Origin of the sequence: Streptomyces sp. Je 1-4 4N24, assembly GCF_026239515.1 — a bacterium.
Taxonomy (GTDB): domain Bacteria; phylum Actinomycetota; class Actinomycetes; order Streptomycetales; family Streptomycetaceae; genus Streptomyces; species Streptomyces nigrescens.
The window spans coordinates 5,821,007-5,839,508 of sequence record NZ_CP110836.1; the positions used below are offsets into that span (position 1 = coordinate 5,821,007).

At 71.1% G+C, this 18,502-nt stretch carries 19 protein-coding genes, 1 tRNA gene and 1 riboswitch; of the genes, 13 read left to right on the forward strand and 7 right to left on the reverse strand.

Translation table 11 applies throughout. The annotated features are described in order from the left end of the window. Positions 1–114 precede the first annotated feature (114 nt). Both SLV14N_RS25480 and rdgB read left to right on the forward strand, forming a co-directional pair. Positions 115–522, forward strand: a complete 408-nt coding sequence (locus SLV14N_RS25480) for a hypothetical protein (RefSeq protein ID WP_208683901.1) — start codon at positions 115–117, stop codon at positions 520–522. Between the two features lie 18 nt (positions 523–540). After that, positions 541–1,176, forward strand: coding sequence for an RdgB/HAM1 family non-canonical purine NTP pyrophosphatase (rdgB, locus tag SLV14N_RS25485; protein ID WP_208683904.1), 636 nt, complete (start codon positions 541–543; stop codon positions 1,174–1,176). Positions 1,177–1,230: 54 nt separating this feature from the next. Here the strand turns inward: rdgB and SLV14N_RS25490 are convergent. The 4 genes from SLV14N_RS25490 to SLV14N_RS25505 all read right to left on the reverse strand — a co-directional run bounded on the left by SLV14N_RS25490 (position 1,231) and on the right by SLV14N_RS25505 (position 4,509). Further along, positions 1,231–1,305, reverse strand: a tRNA-Leu gene (locus SLV14N_RS25490). A gap of 11 nt (positions 1,306–1,316) precedes the next feature. Continuing rightward, positions 1,317–2,183 carry an HNH endonuclease gene (locus SLV14N_RS25495; RefSeq protein ID WP_208683906.1) on the reverse strand — a complete coding sequence of 289 codons (867 nt, stop codon included), beginning with the start codon at positions 2,181–2,183 and terminating at the stop codon, positions 1,317–1,319. A gap of 9 nt (positions 2,184–2,192) precedes the next feature. Continuing rightward, positions 2,193–2,816, reverse strand: coding sequence for an HNH endonuclease signature motif containing protein (locus tag SLV14N_RS25500; RefSeq protein WP_263271206.1), 624 nt, complete (start codon positions 2,814–2,816; stop codon positions 2,193–2,195). A gap of 154 nt (positions 2,817–2,970) precedes the next feature. After that, positions 2,971–4,509: an MFS transporter gene (locus SLV14N_RS25505; RefSeq protein ID WP_208683910.1), complete on the reverse strand. Its 1,539-nt coding sequence runs from the start codon at positions 4,507–4,509 to the stop codon at positions 2,971–2,973. A 340-nt stretch (positions 4,510–4,849) separates the two neighbouring features. Between SLV14N_RS25505 and SLV14N_RS25510 the strand changes: the two genes are divergently transcribed. Both SLV14N_RS25510 and SLV14N_RS25515 read left to right on the forward strand, forming a co-directional pair. Beyond that, a complete protein-coding gene (locus SLV14N_RS25510; RefSeq protein ID WP_208683926.1) occupies positions 4,850–5,356 on the forward strand; it encodes a hypothetical protein in 507 nt (168 codons plus the stop codon). Next, on the forward strand, positions 5,356–6,627 hold the full coding sequence (locus SLV14N_RS25515; protein WP_263271209.1) for a HAMP domain-containing sensor histidine kinase: 1,272 nt from the start codon (positions 5,356–5,358) through the stop codon (positions 6,625–6,627). Before SLV14N_RS25510 ends, SLV14N_RS25515 begins: the two co-directional genes overlap by 1 nt. Before the next feature lie 105 nt (positions 6,628–6,732). Here the strand turns inward: SLV14N_RS25515 and bcp are convergent, their stop codons facing one another. Further along, positions 6,733–7,200: a thioredoxin-dependent thiol peroxidase gene (gene bcp / locus SLV14N_RS25520; RefSeq protein WP_208683930.1), complete on the reverse strand. Its 468-nt coding sequence runs from the start codon at positions 7,198–7,200 to the stop codon at positions 6,733–6,735. 224 nt (positions 7,201–7,424) lie between these two features. Between bcp and SLV14N_RS25525 the strand changes: the two genes are divergently transcribed. From SLV14N_RS25525 to SLV14N_RS25535, 3 genes are all read left to right on the forward strand, one after another. Next, positions 7,425–7,742 carry a DUF3618 domain-containing protein gene (locus SLV14N_RS25525; protein WP_263271210.1) on the forward strand — a complete coding sequence of 106 codons (318 nt, stop codon included), beginning with the start codon at positions 7,425–7,427 and terminating at the stop codon, positions 7,740–7,742. Between the two features lie 121 nt (positions 7,743–7,863). Beyond that, the gene (locus SLV14N_RS25530) at positions 7,864–8,166 is read left to right on the forward strand and encodes a co-chaperone GroES (RefSeq protein ID WP_042155576.1); all 303 of its coding nucleotides are present in this window, start codon (positions 7,864–7,866) and stop codon (positions 8,164–8,166) included. A gap of 122 nt (positions 8,167–8,288) precedes the next feature. Next, positions 8,289–8,359, forward strand: a riboswitch (guanidine-III (ykkC-III) riboswitch). 31 nt (positions 8,360–8,390) lie between these two features. Further along, a complete protein-coding gene (locus SLV14N_RS25535) occupies positions 8,391–8,711 on the forward strand; it encodes a multidrug efflux SMR transporter (RefSeq protein WP_208683932.1) in 321 nt (106 codons plus the stop codon). A gap of 55 nt (positions 8,712–8,766) precedes the next feature. On the opposite strand, the gene SLV14N_RS25540 is transcribed toward SLV14N_RS25535, so the two are convergent. Then, complete coding sequence (locus tag SLV14N_RS25540; RefSeq protein ID WP_263271212.1) at positions 8,767–10,965, reverse strand: transglycosylase domain-containing protein; 2,199 nt, start codon at positions 10,963–10,965, stop codon at positions 8,767–8,769. A gap of 288 nt (positions 10,966–11,253) precedes the next feature. On the opposite strand from SLV14N_RS25540, the gene SLV14N_RS25545 reads away from it, so the two are divergent. The 4 genes from SLV14N_RS25545 (at position 11,254) to SLV14N_RS25560 (ending at position 14,662) form a co-directional block, all read left to right on the forward strand. Beyond that, entirely contained in the window at positions 11,254–12,051 is a 798-nt protein-coding gene (locus SLV14N_RS25545) for an ABC-2 family transporter protein (protein WP_208683936.1), read from the forward strand. Positions 12,052–12,133: 82 nt separating this feature from the next. Beyond that, positions 12,134–12,898, forward strand: coding sequence for an ABC transporter permease (locus SLV14N_RS25550; protein WP_259670787.1), 765 nt, complete (start codon positions 12,134–12,136; stop codon positions 12,896–12,898). A 42-nt stretch (positions 12,899–12,940) separates the two neighbouring features. Further along, the gene (locus SLV14N_RS25555) at positions 12,941–13,969 is read left to right on the forward strand and encodes an ATP-binding cassette domain-containing protein (protein WP_208683938.1); all 1,029 of its coding nucleotides are present in this window, start codon (positions 12,941–12,943) and stop codon (positions 13,967–13,969) included. Between the two features lie 9 nt (positions 13,970–13,978). Further along, positions 13,979–14,662 (forward strand): DUF1707 domain-containing protein, encoded by a 684-nt coding sequence (locus SLV14N_RS25560; RefSeq protein WP_208683940.1) that lies wholly within the window; start codon positions 13,979–13,981, stop codon positions 14,660–14,662. 37 nt (positions 14,663–14,699) lie between these two features. Here SLV14N_RS25560 and SLV14N_RS25565 read toward each other — a convergent pair whose 3' ends face one another. Then, positions 14,700–16,010, reverse strand: a complete 1,311-nt coding sequence (locus SLV14N_RS25565; RefSeq protein ID WP_263271215.1) for an SGNH/GDSL hydrolase family protein — start codon at positions 16,008–16,010, stop codon at positions 14,700–14,702. Positions 16,011–16,290: 280 nt separating this feature from the next. On the opposite strand from SLV14N_RS25565, the gene SLV14N_RS25570 reads away from it, so the two are divergent. Both SLV14N_RS25570 and SLV14N_RS25575 read left to right on the forward strand, forming a co-directional pair. After that, positions 16,291–17,625, forward strand: a complete 1,335-nt coding sequence (locus SLV14N_RS25570) for a DUF445 domain-containing protein (protein WP_263273266.1) — start codon at positions 16,291–16,293, stop codon at positions 17,623–17,625. Between the two features lie 132 nt (positions 17,626–17,757). Next, a complete protein-coding gene (locus SLV14N_RS25575; RefSeq protein WP_272578548.1) occupies positions 17,758–18,477 on the forward strand; it encodes a class E sortase in 720 nt (239 codons plus the stop codon). Positions 18,478–18,502: the final 25 nt, after the last annotated feature.

The following is an 18,502-nucleotide window of genomic DNA, read 5'->3' on the forward strand; positions in this document are numbered from 1 at the left end:
GGGGCGCGGCTCACGGTGGGGTTGCGGACGGGCGGCGTACTAGCGCAACCAAAACAACCCCGCCCCGCGTTTCTTCCTTTACCCGAACACGCCCAAGGGAAGGAACACCGCGCCATGGCCCACCGCACGCGCCCGCAGCGTCGCCCCGCCACCACCGCACTCGCCGCACTCGCCGCCGCCACCCTCGCGATACCGCTGCTCTCCGCCTGCGGAGCGGTCCAGAAGGCCATGGACTGCGCCAACACCGCCTCCTCCGTCGTCAGCGCCGTCGACAAGCTCCAGCAGGCCGCGGACAACGCCGTCAGCGACCCGCAGAAGACCCAGCAGGCCCTCGACGACATCGACGCGAAGCTGCGCAAGCTCAGCGACGACGCGAACGACGCCGACCTGTCCAAGGCCATCGACAAGACGAACGACGGCATCAAGGCCGCCCGCAAGGACCTCGACAACAACAAGGCCCCCGACATCCAGCCGATCGTCGACGGGACCGGCGAAATGACCAAGATCTGCACCCCGGGATAGCCGGGATAATCGGGTCCCATGCAGACTCACACCGGCCAACCCTCCGCTCACCCCCGCCGCCTCATCCTCGCCACCCGCAACGCCGGCAAGGTCAGTGAACTCCGCGCCATCCTCGACGCGGCCGACCTCGGCATCGAACTCGTCGGCGCCGATGCCTACCCCCACATCCCCGACGTCAAGGAAACCGGCGTCACCTTCGCCGAGAACGCTCTCCTCAAGGCCCACGCCCTCGCCCAGGCCACCGGCTGCCCCGCCGTCGCCGACGACTCCGGCCTCTGTGTCGACGTCCTCGGCGGCGCGCCCGGCATCTTCTCCGCCCGCTGGGCCGGCACCCACGGCGACGACCGGGCCAACCTGGACCTGCTCCTCGCCCAGCTCGGCGACATCGCCGACGAGCACCGCGGCGCCCACTTCGCCTGCGCCGCCGCCCTCGCCCTGCCCGACGGCACCGAACGCGTCGTCGAGGGCACCCTCGAAGGCACCCTCCGCCACACCCCCTCCGGCACAGGCGGCTTCGGCTACGACCCCATCCTCCAGCCCCTCGGCGACACCCGTACCTGCGCCGAACTGACCCCCACCGAAAAGAACGCCATCAGCCATCGCGGCCAGGCCTTTAGGGCGTTGGCACCGGTGGTGGGGGAGTTGTTGGGCTGAGGCCGGACAGCAAAACGGCCTCCCGTCCGAGGACTGGGAGGCCGTGAGCGCAGGTGGGCCCGGTGGGACTCGAACCCACGACACACCGGACCTAAACCGGCGCCCTCTTGCCAGCTGGGGTACGGGCCCGCGCGCCTACCTTACTGTGCCCGGGCGCGGGGTTGCGCGGGGATGGCCGGGTGCGCTGACCGGCAGGAGAAAGTTCTCGTCTGGCTGTGGCACGAGGGGCACAGATAGCGCAGGTTCTCCAGACGATTGTCCAGCCGGTCACCGTTGATGTGGTCGATTTCCAGGATGAGCCGCTTGCCCTGCCAGGTGTCCCCGAGGCTGCATTCCGAGCACTGCCGGGGAACCTTCTTCTCGTCGAGGGCGCGGCGTAGGAACACCGTCTTCTCGCGTCGGGAACCGGGTTCGCGTTGCCGCAGGATGTGGTCGGCAGACTTGCGGGCCGGCGAGGGAAGCCCACGTCTGTGGCCCTGACCGGTGAAGTGCTCGGTCGACAGGCCGTATGCCTCGATGCTGCGTTTCAGCGCTCTCCGGGATGTGCTGTTGTCGGTCCGGCCGAGGTGGGCGAGGACTCCGGCGAGGCTCTGTGAGGCGACCACGGCCATTTCCAGTTGACAGCGTGGGAGCAGGACGGAGTCCCGTCCGCGGCGGGTGAAGTGGGAGGTGTCGATGCCGAATTGCTCCAGCTTCCTGTGGAGGTGCGTGTACGCGCTGTCGTACGGCGGAACCTCCATGTACTCCAGCATCTCCCGGATGCTGTGGGACTGCGCGGCGGCTTCTTCGAGCAGGGCTCGGGTGTACGCACGGCGCTGACGAGGCGGGAGCGGCTCATCGACGAAATGCGTGGTGTCGACGCCATGGTGTTTCAACCGGTCGCGTAAGTATCTGCGCGGACCGCTGCCCAAGGGCGCGTCGAGCCGGCGCAGCATGTCGACCAGACTGGTGGAGTCAGCGGCTGTACGGGTCAGCAGGTCACGGGTGTAGGTCAGGTGCCGGGCCATGGCGGGACGTCACGTCCGCCGTGGCTTACGGCCGCGGTAAGTGTCGGTCACCGCATGGCAGTTGGGGCAGAGCAAGCGCAAGTTGGCTTCGCGGTTGTCCCACCAGTCACCGTTGAGGTGATCGACTTCCAGGCGCAACGGCTTGCCGTTCCATTCCGTGCCCGTGCCGCATAGCGCACACCGCTCCGGAACTCCCCGGCGCAGCAATGCTTTGCGAAGGCGCACACCTTGGGTGCGGCCGTCGGCCGATGAGCCCAGCACCAGACAATCATGCTTGGCGATCTTGGCGTGTTCGCGGGGCGGGGCGGTGAAATGCGAGGTGCCGATGCCCAGTTCCGCGATGCGCCGGCCGATGTGCGCCTGATTTCCGCCGACCGGACTGATGCCGAGGCGGCGTACGACCTCGGCGATGCTGTGCGAGCAGGCCACCAGCTCACGGAGTCCGGCCGCGGTGTGCCGTACGCCCGGGGGCGCGAAGTGCGTGGTGCCGACGCCCGCCTCCCGCATCCGCGCGCGCAGGTAGCGTCTGCTGCCCGGCGTTGGTGTCCCGCCGAACCAGCGCACGGCGTCGTCGAACGACGATGATGCGCGTGCGGCCTCCGCGAGCCGCTCCGGCGTGTACTTGACCGGCATGCTCCCCCGTCCCAGGCATCAGGCCCACCCCTCCAGTGCACCCTCTCGAACGGAACAACGATCGAACGCGGGGCCGGTTACGGCATGTGGTGCGCAGAGGCGAGGGGCCCCGGGGAAGGGTTCCCCGGGGCCCCTCGGCGCCGTATGGGGCAGGTCAGAAGCGTGGTTCCGGGGACTGGGCCTCGATGAGTTCGACGGCTTCTTCCTTGGTGGCCACGGAGGGTGGGGAGCCTTCGAGGGGCTGTTGGGCGGTTTCCTTCATGCAGGCGACGGCGATGACGCCTACCAGGGCGGCGCCCATCGTGTAATAGGCGGGGACCATCACGTTCTTGTCGAAGACGTCCATGAGGGCGGTGATCACCAGGGGGGTGGTGCCGCCGAAGAGGGAGACGGCCAGGTTGTAGCCGATGGAGAGGGAGCCGTAGCGGACGTTGGTGGGGAAGAGGGCGGGCAGCGCGGCGGACATGGTGCCCAGGAGGCAGACCAGGGAGAGGCCGAGGAGGGCCATACCGGTGCAGACCGCGGGGATGCTGCCCTGCTTGACGAGGAGGAAGGACGGGATCGCGAGGACGAAGAAGCCGACCATGCCGGTCATCAGCAGCGGCTTGCGGCCGTAGTGGTCGTTCAGCTTGCCGACGGTGCTGATCAGGCACATCAGGACGGCCATGGTGCCGAGGAGGATCAGCAGGCCGTGGGACTCCTCGTAGTGGAGGGTGTCCGTCAGGTAGGTCGGCATGTACGACAGCAGCATGTAGTCGGTGATGTTGTACGCGCCGACCAGGGCGATGCAGAGGATGAGGGTGGGCCACTGCTGGGTGAAGATCTCGCCGATCTTCTTCTTGGGGGCGTTCTCGGAGAGGTGGGAGAACTCCGCCTCGGTCTCGACGGCCGAGTTGCCGCCGCCGTGGGTCTGGGCGGCCTCGAACTTCTGGAAGGCGGGGGTCTCGTCGAGCTTGACCCGGAGGTAGAGACCGACCAGGCCGAGCGGGCCGGCGATCAGGAACGGCAGGCGCCAGCCCCAGCTGAGCATGGCCTCGTCGCCGAGGGTGGTGTTGAGCAGCAGCACGATGCCGGCGGCGCCGGTGTAGCCGATGAGAGTGCCCATCTCCAGGAAGCTGCCGAAGAATCCGCGCTTCTTGTCGGGGGCGTACTCGGCGATGAAGGTGGAGGCACCGCCGTACTCACCGCCGGTGGAGAAGCCCTGGACGAGGCGGAAGAGGATGAGCAGGACGGGCGACCAGAAGCCGATGGCGGCGTAGGACGGGATCAGCCCGATGCAGAGGGTGCCCAGCGCCATCATGATCATGGTGAGGGCGAGGACCTTCTTGCGGCCGATGCGGTCGCCGAGGGGGCCGAAGTAGGCGCCGCCGAGGGGCCGTACGAGGAAGGCCACGGCGAAGGTCGCGAAGGACGACAGCAGGCTGGTGGTGTCGCTGCCGCCGGGGAAGAAGACCTTGCCGATGGTGACCGCGAGATAGCTGTAGATCCCGAAGTCGAACCATTCCATGGCGTTGCCGAGCGCGGCGGCCTTCACGGCGCGCTTGACGACGCGTTCGTCGGTGACGGTGATGTCGGTGCGCCGCAGTTTGGGGTTCTTGCGCCGGGCGACGGCACGGAAGAGCACCCGGTGGCGCTTGAGCGCTTCCCGGTCCTGTTCGGGAGCGGGGTCGGCTTCGGTGCTGCCGGTCGGCACGAGGCGGTCCTCTCGGGTCGGTCAGCGCGTGGTGCGCGTGGGATACGACAGGTGCGTCTGCGCAGCGGAGCGTGGATCCAAACCACTCCGGCCGGATGAATTGAGGTACGTCACGGGCGGCCGGTCCGTCCGGAGTGCCGGAGCGGGGTGGTGACAGGGCCGTGGCGGGGATGCGCCAGAGGTGCGGCAGGCCTTGTTACAGGACTGGTACACAGCCGAGCGGTCACTGCAGTGTTCAAGCAATCAGCCTGTGTCGCGGGGACGGGAGAGTGGCGGCACCGGGGGCGGCATTCGTGTTTGCTGTGGGGGTACGGGGCGTCGTCCCCGGGAGGAGAGCGTGATGACGGACCGCGAAGGGGCCCGCTGGGTTCGGGGGCGTACCGCGCTGACGGCCTTTGTCGTGGTGACGGCGCTGGCGGCCGGCGGGGTGTGGTTCGGGCAGTCGTCGGACCGTGCGTCGGCGGTGGACGCCGCGCCGAAGACGTCGGCGGTGCAGGACGTGAAGGACGACGGCAAGCAGTCCGGGGGGCTGCCGGGGGTCCGGGACTGCGGGCGCGGGAAGCCGGAGACCAAACCGCATGTGATTACGCTGACCTGCGAGGATGCGGAGATGGTGGCGACCGCGATCACGTGGAGGTACTACGGGGAGCGGGAGGCGCTGGGGGTGGGTGTGGTGCAGCTGGAGAGGACGGATGCCGGGGTGGGCACGGATGCCGGATTCCCGGCCACCTTCCGCCTCCGTGACCCGGAGCGGGTCGGTGGGGAGCTGACCTTTACCGGCCTGGAGGTGACGTACGAGGGCTCCACGCCGCTCGGTGACACGACGGAGATGTACAACCTCGCGTGATGGGCATTCGAGGCCGGATCGCCCTGGCCATTTCCTGTATGACCGCGCTGGCCGTGGTGGTGCTCGGGTTTGCCGTGCGCCACATAGCGGATGCGGAGTGGGAGCGGTCGGCGCGGGCGTATCAGGACGACCGGCTGAGTTCGGCGCTGCAGATCTACGAGCGGGACGGCACGCTCGCGCTGGGGGCGCAGCTGGACGATGCGACCTTGCCGTCGCCGTTGCGGGACGCGGTGTTCAGGAACCAGTCGGGGACGTATGTCAGCGGTGGTGAGGATCCGCGGGTGTGGGCGGCGACCGGGGTCGGGGGCGGCGACGGGAGTGCGCCGTCGCGGTCGCTGTCGGTGTCGGCGGCGTATCCGGATGACGATCCGGCGCAGGTGGCGCTGGACCGGGCACTGTTGATCGCGGGGTGCGGCACGGTCACGCTGATGGCGGGGGTGTCGTGGTTCGTGGCGCAGCGGCTGTCGCGGCGGCTGCGGCTGAGTGCGGCGGCGGCGCGGCGGATCGCGGCGGGTGCGCCGCCGGACGCGGATGCGCTGGCGAGCAACGGCCGGGACGAGGTGGCCGAGTTGGGCCGCAGTGTGCATCACATGGCGACGTCGCTGGCGGCCCAGGCGCAGGCGGAGCGGGAGTTCACCGCGGATGTGGCGCATGAGCTGCGGACGCCGGTGGCCGGGCTGGTGGCGGCCGCGGAGCTGTTGCCGCAGCCGCGGGCGGTGGAGCTGGTGCGGGACCGGGCGCAGGCGATGCGGCGGCTGGTGGAGGACCTGCTGGAGGTGTCGCGGCTGGACGCGGGCGTGGAGCGGGCGGATCTGGACGCCTGTGAGCTGCCGTCGCTGGTGCGCGGGATCGTGAAGCGTGCGGCGCGGCAGCGCGGGGTGGACGAGGTGTCGGTGACCGTGGAGGGGGAGCCGCGGATCGTGGAGACGGACCGGCGGCGGGTGGAGCGGGTGCTGGTGAATCTGCTGGCGAATGCGGCCAAGCACGGCAAGCCGCCGATCGAGGTGGCGGTGGCTGGTTCGCGGATCGTGGTGCGCGATCACGGTCCGGGCTATCCGGCGGAGTTGTGTGCCGAGGGGCCGCGGCGGTTCCGTACGGCCGCGCCGGAGCGGGGCACCGGGCACGGTCTGGGGCTGACGATCGCGGCGGGCCAGGCGGAGGTGCTGGGTGCGCGGCTGGACTTCGGCGCCGCCGCGGAGGGCGGCGCCGAAGCGGTGCTGGAACTGCCGGACCGGGCGGTGGCGCCGGCTCCGGAGGCGTCGTGCCCTTAGGGAGGGGGCGAACACATCCCGTAGGGGATGCGCGGGCCCCCTCGGGGCCGTAACGCGGGGGACGGTGGGTGGTGTTCCCGGGGGTGGTCCGTCCTCAGGGGGCGGCTACAGCCCCAGGTCCTTGATGATCTTGGCGACGTGGCCGGTGGCCTTGACGTTGTAGAGGGCGCGCTCGACCTTGCCGTCCTCGTCGAGGATCACGGTGGAGCGGATGACGCCGGTGACGGTCTTGCCGTAGAGCTTCTTCTCGCCGAAGGCGCCGTAGGCCTCCAGGACCGTCTTGTCGGGGTCGCCGAGCAGGGTGACCTTGAGCTCTTCCTTCTCCCGGAACTTGGCGAGCTTCTCCGGCTTGTCGGGGGAGATGCCGATGACGTCGTAGCCGTGGCCGGTGAGGAAGTCGAGGTTGTCGGTGAAGTCGCAGGCCTGCTTGGTGCAGCCGGGGGTCAGGGCGGCCGGGTAGAAGTAGACGATGACCTTGCGGCCCTTGTGGTCGGCGAGCGAGACCTGCTTGCCGTCCGCGTCGGGCAGGGTGAAGGCGGGGGCGGTGTCGCCGGGCTGCAGTCGCGCGCTCATGGCTCTCCTTAGGGTGGATCCGTACGCCCCGACATTAGCCAGCCGGGGTGCGGAGCGGTGCCGGGGGCGCCTCGGGTGCGCGAAACGGGGGTGCTGTGGGGCGCGTGGGGGTGTGAGCTGACAGACTGTCCATCACGAATCGGCAGTCAGTGTGTGGCCGGTTCCGTACGGGGCCCCGTGCCCGGCCCCCGTACGCATCGGCGCGAGACGACGGAGGCAGCGCGGTGGCGGAAGCCAGGACCCCGGCGCAGATCGAGGCGGACATCGTCCGCAGGCGGCAGGAGCTCGCCGTCACGCTCGACGAGATCGGTGTGCGGCTGCACCCGAAGACGATCATGGATGACGCCAAGGCGAGGGCGGCGGCCGTCGTGGACCGTACGGCGGGGCGGGCCTATGTGGCCGCCAATCGCGCGGTGACGGATGTGCGGGCGCAGCTGGTGTCGGAGGACGGGGCGCCGCGACTGGAGCGGATCGTTCCGGTGGCGCTGATCGGTGTGGCCGTGGTGGGCCTGCTGACGCTGCGCGCCAGGCGGCGTAGCTAGGCCGTCTGCGGCGCCCGGGCCCCGGGCGGCCCGCGGTGCGTGCCGGGCGTCGCCGGGCAGGTACCGTCATGCCGTGAGCCCGAATAACGCCAAGGACACCCACGACAAGCTGCCGATCCGGATGCTGCACGACCGTGTGCTGGTCCGGACGGACATCCCCGAGGGCGAGCGCCGCTCGACCGGGGGCATCGTCATTCCCGCGACCGCGGCGGTCGGCCGTCGTCTGGCCTGGGCCGAGGTGGTCGCGGTCGGGCAGAACGTGCGGACCGTGGAGGTCGGGGACCGGGTGCTGTACGACCCGGAGGACCGGGCCGAGGTCGAGGTGCGCGGCGTGGCGTATGTGCTGATGCGTGAGCGCGATCTGCATGCGGTGGCCGCGGAGCGGCTGGAGGGCGCGGAGGACTCGACCGGGCTGTATCTGTAGCTCTCGGGACACCGGGCTGCACCTGTAGCCCTCGGGACACCGGGTTGTACCTGTAGCCCTCGGAACCGGGCTGTATCCGTAGCCCCTGGAAGCGGGCGGTGACCGGGGTCACCGCCCGTTCTGCTGCCCTTTGCTAGCCTCGGAAGGTACCCGACGAGACGCGCCGTACCGGGTCAGGACAAGACGACGCACCCCTGTTGAAGCTCTTTCGCGGAGGTGCCGTCATGGCCTGGATTCTGCTCATGGTTGCCGGTCTGCTGGAGGTCGGCTGGTCGATCGGGATGAAGTTCACCGACGGCTTCACCCGGCTGTGGCCCAGTGTGTTCACCGGCGCGGGCATCGTCGCCAGCATGCTGCTGCTCTCGTACGCGGCCCGGACCCTGCCGATCGGTACCGCCTATGGCGTGTGGGTCGGCATCGGGGCGGCCGGTGCGGCGGTGGTCGGCATGATGGTGCTCGGCGAACCGGCCACGGCGGCGCGGATCTTCTTCATCTGTCTGCTGCTCGTGGCGGTGGTCGGGCTCAAGGCGACGTCGGGGCACTGACGCCCGCCCGGCAGACGCGCGGCGCGCTCCCGTGGGAAGGCACGGGCGCGTGTCGCTATCCGTCCCACCTCCACTGCATCTGCCGCTCCAGCTCCTCGCTCTGCGGCTGCACCGTGGGGAAGTCGTTGGTGGGTGGTGTGGTCGGCCCGGGCTCGGTGGGGGGCGTCGGGGTGGGGGGGCCGACGGTCGGCCGGGTGGGGGCGGCGGTGGGCGGGGCGGGTTCGGTGGGCGAGCCGGTGGAGCCGGGTGTCGGGGTGCCCGAGGCGCCGGGTGACAGCGAATCGCTGCCGGACGGTTCCGGCGAGGACGGCTCGGCTCCCGCTTCCAGGCGCAGGTCGAAGTCGCGGACCGGGCGTCCGTTCAGCGCGGCCGCGGTGTAGTCGGCCCAGATCTGGGCGGGGTAGTCGCCGCCGTTGACGCGCGAGAGGCCTCCCGCGCCGTACAGGGGCTCCTGTGCGGCGCTCTTCGGGTTCTGGCCCAGCACCGCGACGACGGTGGCGAGTTCGGGCGTGTAGCCCGCGAACCAGGCGGCCTTGTCCTCCTCGGCGGTGCCGGTCTTGCCGGCCGCGGGCCGCCCGGCGCCCTGGGCGGCGGTGCCGGTGCCGCCGTCGACGACGCCGCGCAGGATGGCGGTGGTGGTGTCGGCGGCCGTCCGCGGGACGGCGGCGGTCTCCTCGCGCTCGGGCAGCTCGATCTCCTCGTCGCTCTTGGTGACCTTGTCGACCAGGGTGTACGGCCGGTGGGTGCCGTGGTCGGCGAGGGTGGCGTAGGCCTGCGTCATGCTCAGGACGCTGGGGGTGGCGGTGCCCAGCGAGACCGCGCCCTGGGAGGAGGCGAGGCTGGGGGTGTCGGCGGGGATGCCCAGGGCGACGGCGGTGGACTTGACCTTGGCGGGGCCGACGTCGATGCCCATCTGGGCGTAGACGGCGTTGACGGACTTGTCGGTGGCCTCGGTGACGGTGATCGGGCCGTAGGAGCGGTCGTCCTCGTTGGCGGGCGCGAAGCCGGTGGCGCGGCCGTGACTGACCGTCATCCGCTTGTTGGTGCCGTCGTAGACGGTGTTCGGGGTGATCCGGGTGCCGTCCTGGGTGGTGGAGCGGTGCTGTACGGCGGAGGCGAAGACGATCGGCTTGAAGGTGGAGCCGACCTGGTAGTCGTTGCGGGTGGCGCCGTTGACGTACTGCTGGGCGTAGTCGACCCCGCCGTAGAGGGCGACGACCCGGCCGCTCGCGGGGTCGATGGAGGCGCCGCCGGCCCGGACGTAGCGGTCGACCTTCCGGGAGTCGTCGAGCCGGTCCATCACCCGGGTGTTGACCGCCTTGACGAAGGCGTTCTGGCGTTTCTTGCTGATGGTGGTCGTGATCCGGTAGCCGCCGCCGCGCAGGGTGTCCTCATCGAGGATGTGGTGGCCGGTGAGGTAGTTCTTGACCGCTTCGACGAGGTAGCCGCGCTGCCCGGACAGTCCGGGGGACGGTTTGGCGCGCTTCGTCGTGGGGAACTCCAGCGCGGCCCGCTCGGCGGGGGCGAGCCACTTCTTCGTCACCATGCCGTCCAGGACGTAGTTCCAGCGCGCCAGCACCCGCTGCCGGTTCTCGGGGTGCGTGGTGAGGTCGTAGGCGCTGGGGGCGTTGAGGAGGGACGCGAGATAGGCGCCCTGGGCGGTGGTCAGTGCTTCCGCGTCGCGGCCGTAGTAGGTCCGGGCGGCGGCCTGGATGCCGTAGGCGTTGCGGCCGTAGTAGCTGGAGTTGAGGTAGCCCTCCAGGATGTTGTCCTTGCTCACCTCGCGGTCCAGCTTGATGGCGATGAAGAACTCCTTGGCCTTGCGGGTGAGGGTCTGTTCCTGGCCGAGGTAGTAGTTCTTCACGTACTGCTGGGTGATGGTGGAGCCGGACTGTTTGCCCTTGCCGGTCAGGGTGTTCCAGGCGGCCCGGACCATCGCGGCGGGGTCGACCGCGGACTCGGAGTAGAAGTCGCGGTCCTCGGCGGCGAGTACGGCCTGCTGGACGGACCGGGGGATCTGGCTGAGGGTGACGTTCTGCCGGTTGATCTCGCCGTCGTGGGCCAGCTCGGAGCCGTCGGAGTAGAGGTAGATGTTGCTTTGGGCCTTGGCGGCGCTGTTGGCCGGCGGGATGCCGACGAGCAGATAGCCGGCGATCATCCCGCCGACGACGAGCAGCAGGAACAGCAGCGTGGTGCTGAGCACCGTGCGCCAGGTGGGGATGACACGGCGCCAGCCTGTGCGTTGTCCGCTCATGTCGGTATGGACTCCTCGGCCGCCGCCGGAGGTTGTACTGCGGCGGACGGTGTCGTGTCGGGGGACTGCGCGCGGTACGCCGGAAGAGCAACTGCCGCCCGCTGGGAAACTCTCGCATCATGCGTCCCGGTCAGCGGGGGTGGCGCGCACCGGGGTCCGCCACCTGACCGGCTGAATGGCGCCCACGGCTCACCCGAAGCGGTGATAATTCGATGGTGCCCGCCGTGCCCGCGGCTTAGGCTCCGGTGCTTTGCGCGTCCGACGGGAACGGGGCTGGGGGAGGGCGGCGTGGTGTACGCGGCGGTGGCGGCCGGCAGCTTCCGGCGGTACGCCACCTATCGGATCGCCACCGCGGCGGGGGTGTTCACCAATACCGTCTTCGGCTTCATCATCGCCTACACGTATATCGCGCTGTGGGACGAGCGGCCGCATCTGGGCGGCTACGACCAGGCGCAGGCGCTGACCTTCGTATGGACCGGGCAGGCGCTGCTGGCCACCGCGGCGCTGATGGGCGGCGGCGGGCTGGACGAGCTGCAGGAGCGGATCCGTACCGGCGATATCGCGGTGGACCTCTACCGGCCCGCGGATCTCCAGCTGTGGTGGCTGGCCGAGGATCTGGGGCGGGCCGGGGTGCAGCTGATCGGCCGCGGGGTGGCGCCGATGGCGGTGGGCGCCCTGGCCTTCCCGCTGGCGCTGCCCGGCGACGTGCCGACCTGGGGCTGCTTTGTGCTGTCGGTGCTGCTGGGGGTGCTGGTGAGCTTCGCGCTGCGGTATCTCGTCGCGCTGGCGTCGTTCTGGCTCCTCGACGGCTCGGGGCTGGCCATGATCAGCGGGCTGGCCTGCATGTTCTTCACGGGGATGGTGCTGCCGCTGCGGGTCTTCCCCGGCGGCTTCGGGGAGGTGGTCCAGCTGCTGCCGTGGGCGGCGGTCCTGCAGGTGCCGGCCGATGTGCTGATGGGTGTCCGGAGCGGCGACGCGCTGGTGCGGGGGCTGCTGTTCCAGGCGGGGTGGGCGGTGGCACTGCTGGCGCTGGGCCGGCTGGTGCAGTCGGCGGCGACCCGCAAGGTGGTGGTGCACGGTGGCTAGCGGGCAGGCGCCGGAGCGGGCCGGGTATGGCCGGGCGGCGGCGGTGGCGCAGGGGCTGTCCGCGTACGGGCTGATCGTGCGGATGTGGGTGCGCTCCACCCTCGCCTACCGGACCTCGTTCGTGATGATGACGGTCGGCAGCTTCGCGGCCAACGGCCTGGACTTCGTCGCGATCATGCTGATGTTCTCGCAGATCGAGGCCCTCGGTGGCTTCACACTGCCCGAAGTGGCCTTCCTGTACGGGACGTCCGGGATCGCGCTGGGCCTGGCGGATCTGCTGCTGGGCAGCATCGAGGGGCTGGGCCGGCGGATCAGGGACGGCACCCTCGACACGCTGCTGCTGCGCCCCGTACCGGTCTTCGCGCAGATCGCGGCGGACCGTTTCGCGCTGCGCCGGGTGGGCCGGGTCACCCAGGCGCTGCTGGTGCTCGGCTGGGCGCTGCCCCGTATCGAGGTGGACTGGACGGTGGGCCGGGTGCTGATGGTGCCGCTGATGGCGGTGTGCGGCACGGCCATCTTCGCGGCGGTCTTCACCGCCGGGGCCGCCTTCCAGTTCTGGGCGCAGGACGCGGCCCAGGTGCAGAACTCCTTCACCTACGGCGGCAATGCGCTGCTGCAGTACCCGCCGACGGTGTTCGCCAAGGAACTGGTGCGCGGGGTCACCTACCTCGTTCCGCTGGCCTTTGTGAACTGGCTGCCCGCGCTGCGGCTGCTGGGCCGCCCCGACCCGCTGGGGCTGCCGGGCTGGGTGGACTTCCTGGGGCCGGTGGTGGCGGCGCTGATGTGTACGGGGGCCGGGCTGGCGTGGCGGCTGGGGCTGCGGGGGTACCGCAGCACCGGCAGCTGAGGGCGCCTCATGGGCCGCGGACGGGACGACGGAGGAGTGGGTGTGGTGAGCGGTGACGGCGCTGCGGAGCAGCTGATCGAGGCCGACGGTGTCGAGAAGGTCTTCCCGGTACGGCGCAGGGCGGGCCGGCTGCGGCGGGTGCGGCAGGAGGTCCGGGCCGTCGACGGCATCTCCTTCCGGGTGCCGCGCGGCGAGATGGTCGGCTACATCGGGCCGAACGGCGCCGGGAAGTCCACCACCATCAAGATGCTGACGGGCATCCTCGTCCCCAGCGGCGGCCGGCTGCGGGTCGCCGGCATCGACCCGGCGCGGGAGCGGACCCGGCTCGCCCGCCGGATCGGGGTGGTCTTCGGGCAGCGCACCACGCTGTGGTGGGACCTGCCGCTGAAGGACTCCTACGAGCTGGTGCGGCGGATGTACCGGATCCCGGACTCCGTCCACCGCGCCAACCTGGAGCGCTGTGTCGAACTGCTGGACCTGGGCCCGCTGCTGACCGTGCCCGTACGGCAGTTGTCGCTGGGGCAGCGGATGCGCGGCGATATCGCGGCGGCGCTGCTGCACGACCCCGAAGTGCTGTATCTGGACGAGCCGACCATCGGCCTCGATGTGATCAGCAAGGCGAAGGTGCGCGAGTTCCTGCGCGAGGTGAACGCCGAACGGGGCACCACGGTCCTGCTGACCACCCATGACCTGACCGACATCGAGCAGTTGTGCCGCCGGGTGATGGTCATCGACCACGGTCGTCTGGTCTACGACGGCGGCCTCGACGGGCTGCGGGCGGCCGGCGACGGCGAGCGGACACTGGTGGTGGACCTGGCGCGGGAACTGCCCCCCATCGAGGGCGTACCGGGCGCCCGTACGGTCCGGGTGGACGGGCCCCGGCAGTGGCTGGCGTTCCCGGCGTCGCAGAGCGCGGCGCCGCTGGTCGCGGCGGTCGCCGAGCGCTATCCGCTGGTGGATCTGTCGGTGCGGGAGCCGGACATCGAGACCCTGATCGCCGAGCTGTACGCGGGCGGCGGGACGTGGCGGGATGTCGCGGGGAACGGGGGCAGGGCGGGTGACGCCCTCTAATGTGTCCGTATGACTGAAGACCTCCCGGAATTGCGCGCTTCCGACACCGACCGTGAGCGGGTCGCCGAGATCCTGCGGGACGCCCTCGCGGAGGGACGGCTGGCGATGGAGGAGTTCGACGAGCGGCTCGACGCGACGTACAAGGCCCGCACCTACGGGGAGTTGGAGCCGCTCACCGCCGATCTGCCGGTGGCCGCGGCGGGCGGGCCGGCACCGCTGTCGCTGCGCAAGGAGAGCGGTGCGCCGACCCGGTGGGCGGAGCGGATCGTCAGCGGCACGGAAGGGTCCGCGGTCGGCCTCTCCTTCATGGGGGGCTTCCAGCGCAAGGGCCGCTGGACGATCGGGCGGCGCTTCACGGCGGCCTGCCTCATGGGCGGTGGCCAGATCGATCTGCGCGAGGCGCAATTCGCCGGGCCCGAGGTCGTCATCGACTGCTGGGTGCTCATGGGCGGGGTGAACATCGTGGTGCCGCCGGGCGTCGAGGTCGATGTGCGCGGGCTCGGCATCATGGGCGGCTTCGACGCGCGGGAGGACGGGACACCGGGCGAGCCCGGCGCGCCCCGTGTGGTCGTCAGGGGCCTGGCGCTGATGGGCGGCGTCAGCGTCGAACGCAAGCTGCCCAGGGCCGAGCGGCGCCGCCTGAAGGAGGAGCGGCGCCGCCTCAAGGACGACGGGCGCAAGGAGCTGGACTAGGGCCTGTACCCGAGGCGGCGCGCCTGCTCCGTTGGTGTTACAGCGCGGCGGGGGCCGCCTGCTTGAGGTGGGCGAGGTTCACGGCGTTCGCCATGGCGCGGAAGCCCTCGTCGCTCGGGTGGAGGTGGTCGCCGGAGTCGTAGGCGGGGCGCAGCCGCACCGGCGCGGCCGGGTCGCGCAGCGCCTTGTCGAAGTCCACGACCTCGTCGTAGACGGTGCCGGAGCGGATGATGCGGTTGACCTGTTCGCGGACCGAATTCAGCAGCGTGGAGTAACCGCGGTGCCCCCCGAACGGCGTAAGGGTGCTGCCGGTGACGCGCAGACCGCGGGCGTGCGCCTCCCGGACGATCTCCCGCATCCCCGCGACGATCTTCTGCGGGTCCAGCTGCCGTGGGGACTTGAAGAGGTCGTTCAGTCCGATCTCGACGATCACGGCCTTCACACCGGTTCGGGACAGCGCGTCGCGCTCCAGGCGGGACAGCACACTGGGCCCGTTGTTCGGCGAGAAGCGGCTGCCGTTGACCAGCAGCCGGTTGCCGCTGATGCCCTGGTTGAGGACGCCGTAGCGGGGCGCGCCGGGCTCGTTGCGCAGCCGCGCCGCGAGGAAGTCCGTCCAGCGGTGGTTGGCGCCGGGGGTGGAGGTGATGCCGTCGGTGATCGAGTCGCCGATCGCGACGACCGCGCCGCGGGCCTCGGTGCTCCACACGTCCACGCCGGTCAGATACCGCCAGTACGGGCTCTGCTCGGTGTAGGCGGCGCCGGTGGCGTCCTCGGCACGGTCGCCGCGCGCCAGGTAGGAGGTCTGCCGGGCGTACGGGTGGTAGGTGGCGGGGCCCGAGGGGGAGGGCGAGTACGTGGTGACCAGCAGGTCCGCGTCGCCGGGCACCTTCAGCCGGGTCGGGTCGCTGGAGACCGCGCCGCCCGCCGGGATGGTCACCGCGGGCTTGCCGCCGAACGCCAGCCGCCGCATGGTGCCGGTCGCGGCGGTGGGGTTGCTGGGGGCAGCGGCCAGCGCCAGCGAGGCGTGGCTGACCACCAGCGGACGGGTGCCGTAGAGGTTGGAGAGCTGGATGCGGACACCGGAGCCGCCGACGCTGGTGTGCACGACATTGCGTATCGACATGCCCGCGTAGCCGTTCAGGGTGCCGGGCTCGGCCGCCGCCGCGGCCGCCGACCAGGTGCCGACCCACTGCCCGGAGACCGCGGGGGCCGCGGGGTCGCGCGGCTTGTGCGAGGAACTGCCCGGACCGCCGCTCTCGCCGCCGAAGCCGACGAATATCGCGGTCGAGATCAGCACCACCACTGCCGCCAGACCAGCGAGCAGGGAGTAACCCACACTTTTCTTCATGCGGGAGAGGTCTCCTGGGTAAAGCGGAGCAGCACGCTCCGGGCGGGCAAGGGCAGCGGATGATCAGCGGCACCGTTGCGGTCCGATCGGTCCCTCATGATCCCACGGACCGCGGGGGAGCCGCCCGGCGCCCCGCTCGATGCCTCCACGGCATGGACGCGGGGAACTCGTGGTTCGTTCCAGGAGTAGGTCACAGTGGGATGACGGTCGGAACGTGGCCGTCGTGCGGAGCAGGATAGGGCGTACGGACGGCGGGGGCACGGTGGGAGCGGTGGAGCGGATGGAACGCACAGGAGCGGATGCGGCGCCCCGGGCGGAGCGGGCGCCGGTGGCGGGCACGGCGCCCGGCGGCGGTTTCGTCTTCGGCATCGCCGACGAGGAGCGCCGGCGTGGAGTGCGCCGGATGAAGACGCTGGCCACGGGCATGCTGCTGGCCGTCGCCGTGGTCTACGTACTGGCGAAATGGGCCGGATCGGCCGGGGCGGGTGGCTGGACCGGGTTTGTCGCGGCGGCCGCTGAGGCCGGGATGGTCGGTGCGCTGGCCGACTGGTTCGCGGTCACCGCACTGTTCAAGCGGCCGATGGGGCTGCCCATTCCGCACACGGCGATCATTCCCACCAAAAAGGACCAACTGGGTCAGAGTCTGGGTGACTTCGTCGGGGAGAACTTCCTCTCCGCCGAGGTCGTCCGGCGCCGGCTGCGCTCCGTCGGTATCGGCCGGCGGCTCGGCGGCTGGCTCGCCGAACCCAGGAACGCCGACCGGGTCACCGAGGAGCTGTCCACCGCGCTGCGCGGCGCGCTGACCGTGCTGCGCGACTCCGATGTGCAGGCGGTGGTCGGTGAGGCGATCACCCGCCGGGCGGACGCCCAGGAGATCGCGCCCGGTGTCGGCACCATGCTGGAGAAGATCGTCGCGGAGGGCGGCCACCGGCGGGCGGTGGACCTGGTCGTCGCCCGCGCCCACGACTGGCTGGTCGAGCACGGCGACTCCGTCATGACCGCGGTCTCCGGCGGCGCACCGGGGTGGACCCCGCGGTTCGTCGACCGCAAGGTGGGTGACCGGGTCTACAAGGAACTGCTGCGCTTCGTCACCGAGATGCGGGACATGCCCGAGCATCCGGCGCGCGGGGCGATCGACCGCTTCCTGCGGGACTTCGCGGAGGATCTGCAGTCCGACCCGGGGACCCGGGACAAGGTCGAGCGGCTGAAGTCCGAGGTGCTGGGCCGCGGCGAGGTGCAGGATCTGATCGCCTCGGCCTGGGGCTCGGTCCGCGCGATGATCGTCGCCGCCGCCGAGGACGAGCGCAGCGAACTGCGGCTGCGGGTACGGGCGGCGCTGCTGTCCCTGGGCCGCCGGCTGGCCGGCGAGGAGCGGCTGCAGGGCAAGGTGGACAACTGGCTGGAGGGTGCGGCCGTCTATGTGGTGACGACCTATCAGAGCGAGATCACCTCCCTGATCACCGACACCGTCGCCGGATGGGACGCCGAGCACACCTCGAAGAAGATCGAGGCGCACATCGGCCGGGACCTGCAGTTCATCCGCATCAACGGCACCGTCGTCGGCGCGCTGGCCGGGCTGTGCATCTACTCCGTCTCGCAGGCCTTCGGCGGCTGACTCCGTTCGCCGGCCGGACCGTGCGCGCCTCTGGTGACCTGTGCCCGCAGGGCTTACCGTGCCCGCGTGCGGGAGCGGATACCGGTAGTCGTACAGGGGCGGCGCACCCGTCGCTCCCGTGCCGCGCGGGCGCTGTGGACGGCGGCGGAGCTGGCGGTGACGCTCGGCGCCGTCCTGCTGCTGCTCGTCGTCCACCAGCTGTGGTGGACCAACCGTCAGGCGCAGCACGCGGCACGGGACCAGGTGGGCCGGCTGGAGCGGCAGTGGGACGCCCGGCCGCCGGCACCCGGCCCGGCCCCCGTGCCCGGGGACGACGGTCCGGGCGCGCGCACCGCACCGGGCGCCGCGCCGTCCGGTCCGCCCGCCCACCGCACCGGGAACCGGACGACGGCACCCCCCGAGGATCTGGCGTACGCCGTCCTGCGCATCCCCCGGATCGGCCTCACCGCCCCCGTCGCCCAGGGCGTCGCCAAGGCCGCGGTCCTCAACAGGGGCTATGTCGGCCACTATCCGCACAGCGCGCAGCCCGGCCGGGCCGGCAATGCCGCGCTGGCCGGGCACCGCAACACCCACGGTGAGCCGTTCCGCCGTCTCGACCGGCTGCGTCCGGGCGACACCGTCCTCATCGACACCGCCGAGGCCCGCTACACCTATGCCGTGCGGCGCACCCTGCCGCGGACCACCCCCGGCGACGGCACGGTCCTCGCCGCGGTCCCGTACAGCAGCGTGCACCCCGCCTACCACTTCACCGCGCCGGGCGCCTATCTGACCCTGACGACCTGTACGCCGGAGTACACCTCCACCTACCGGCTGGTGGTCTGGGCCGTGTTGCGGTCGACACAGTCCCGGTGACCGCGGGCCGGTGTCCCCTAGGCTC

What these genes read in the sequence shown, in the direction of transcription:
- SLV14N_RS25480 (WP_208683901.1), top strand. Translation starts at nt 115, where the DNA reads ATGGCCCACCGCACGCGCCCGCAGCGTCGCCCCGCCACCACCGCACTC.
- rdgB (WP_208683904.1), top strand. Translation starts at nt 541, where the DNA reads ATGCAGACTCACACCGGCCAACCCTCCGCTCACCCCCGCCGCCTCATC.
- SLV14N_RS25495 (WP_208683906.1), bottom strand. Translation starts at nt 2,183, where the DNA reads ATGGCCCGGCACCTGACCTACACCCGTGACCTGCTGACCCGTACAGCC.
- SLV14N_RS25500 (WP_263271206.1), bottom strand. Translation starts at nt 2,816, where the DNA reads ATGCCGGTCAAGTACACGCCGGAGCGGCTCGCGGAGGCCGCACGCGCA.
- SLV14N_RS25510 (WP_208683926.1), top strand. Translation starts at nt 4,850, where the DNA reads ATGACGGACCGCGAAGGGGCCCGCTGGGTTCGGGGGCGTACCGCGCTG.
- SLV14N_RS25515 (WP_263271209.1), top strand. Translation starts at nt 5,356, where the DNA reads ATGGGCATTCGAGGCCGGATCGCCCTGGCCATTTCCTGTATGACCGCG.
- bcp (WP_208683930.1), bottom strand. Translation starts at nt 7,200, where the DNA reads ATGAGCGCGCGACTGCAGCCCGGCGACACCGCCCCCGCCTTCACCCTG.
- SLV14N_RS25530 (WP_042155576.1), top strand. Translation starts at nt 7,864, where the DNA reads ATGCTGCACGACCGTGTGCTGGTCCGGACGGACATCCCCGAGGGCGAG.
- SLV14N_RS25535 (WP_208683932.1), top strand. Translation starts at nt 8,391, where the DNA reads ATGGCCTGGATTCTGCTCATGGTTGCCGGTCTGCTGGAGGTCGGCTGG.
- SLV14N_RS25540 (WP_263271212.1), bottom strand. Translation starts at nt 10,965, where the DNA reads ATGAGCGGACAACGCACAGGCTGGCGCCGTGTCATCCCCACCTGGCGC.
- SLV14N_RS25550 (WP_259670787.1), top strand. Translation starts at nt 12,134, where the DNA reads ATGTGGGTGCGCTCCACCCTCGCCTACCGGACCTCGTTCGTGATGATG.
- SLV14N_RS25560 (WP_208683940.1), top strand. Translation starts at nt 13,979, where the DNA reads ATGACTGAAGACCTCCCGGAATTGCGCGCTTCCGACACCGACCGTGAG.
- SLV14N_RS25565 (WP_263271215.1), bottom strand. Translation starts at nt 16,010, where the DNA reads ATGAAGAAAAGTGTGGGTTACTCCCTGCTCGCTGGTCTGGCGGCAGTG.
- SLV14N_RS25570 (WP_263273266.1), top strand. Translation starts at nt 16,291, where the DNA reads ATGGAACGCACAGGAGCGGATGCGGCGCCCCGGGCGGAGCGGGCGCCG.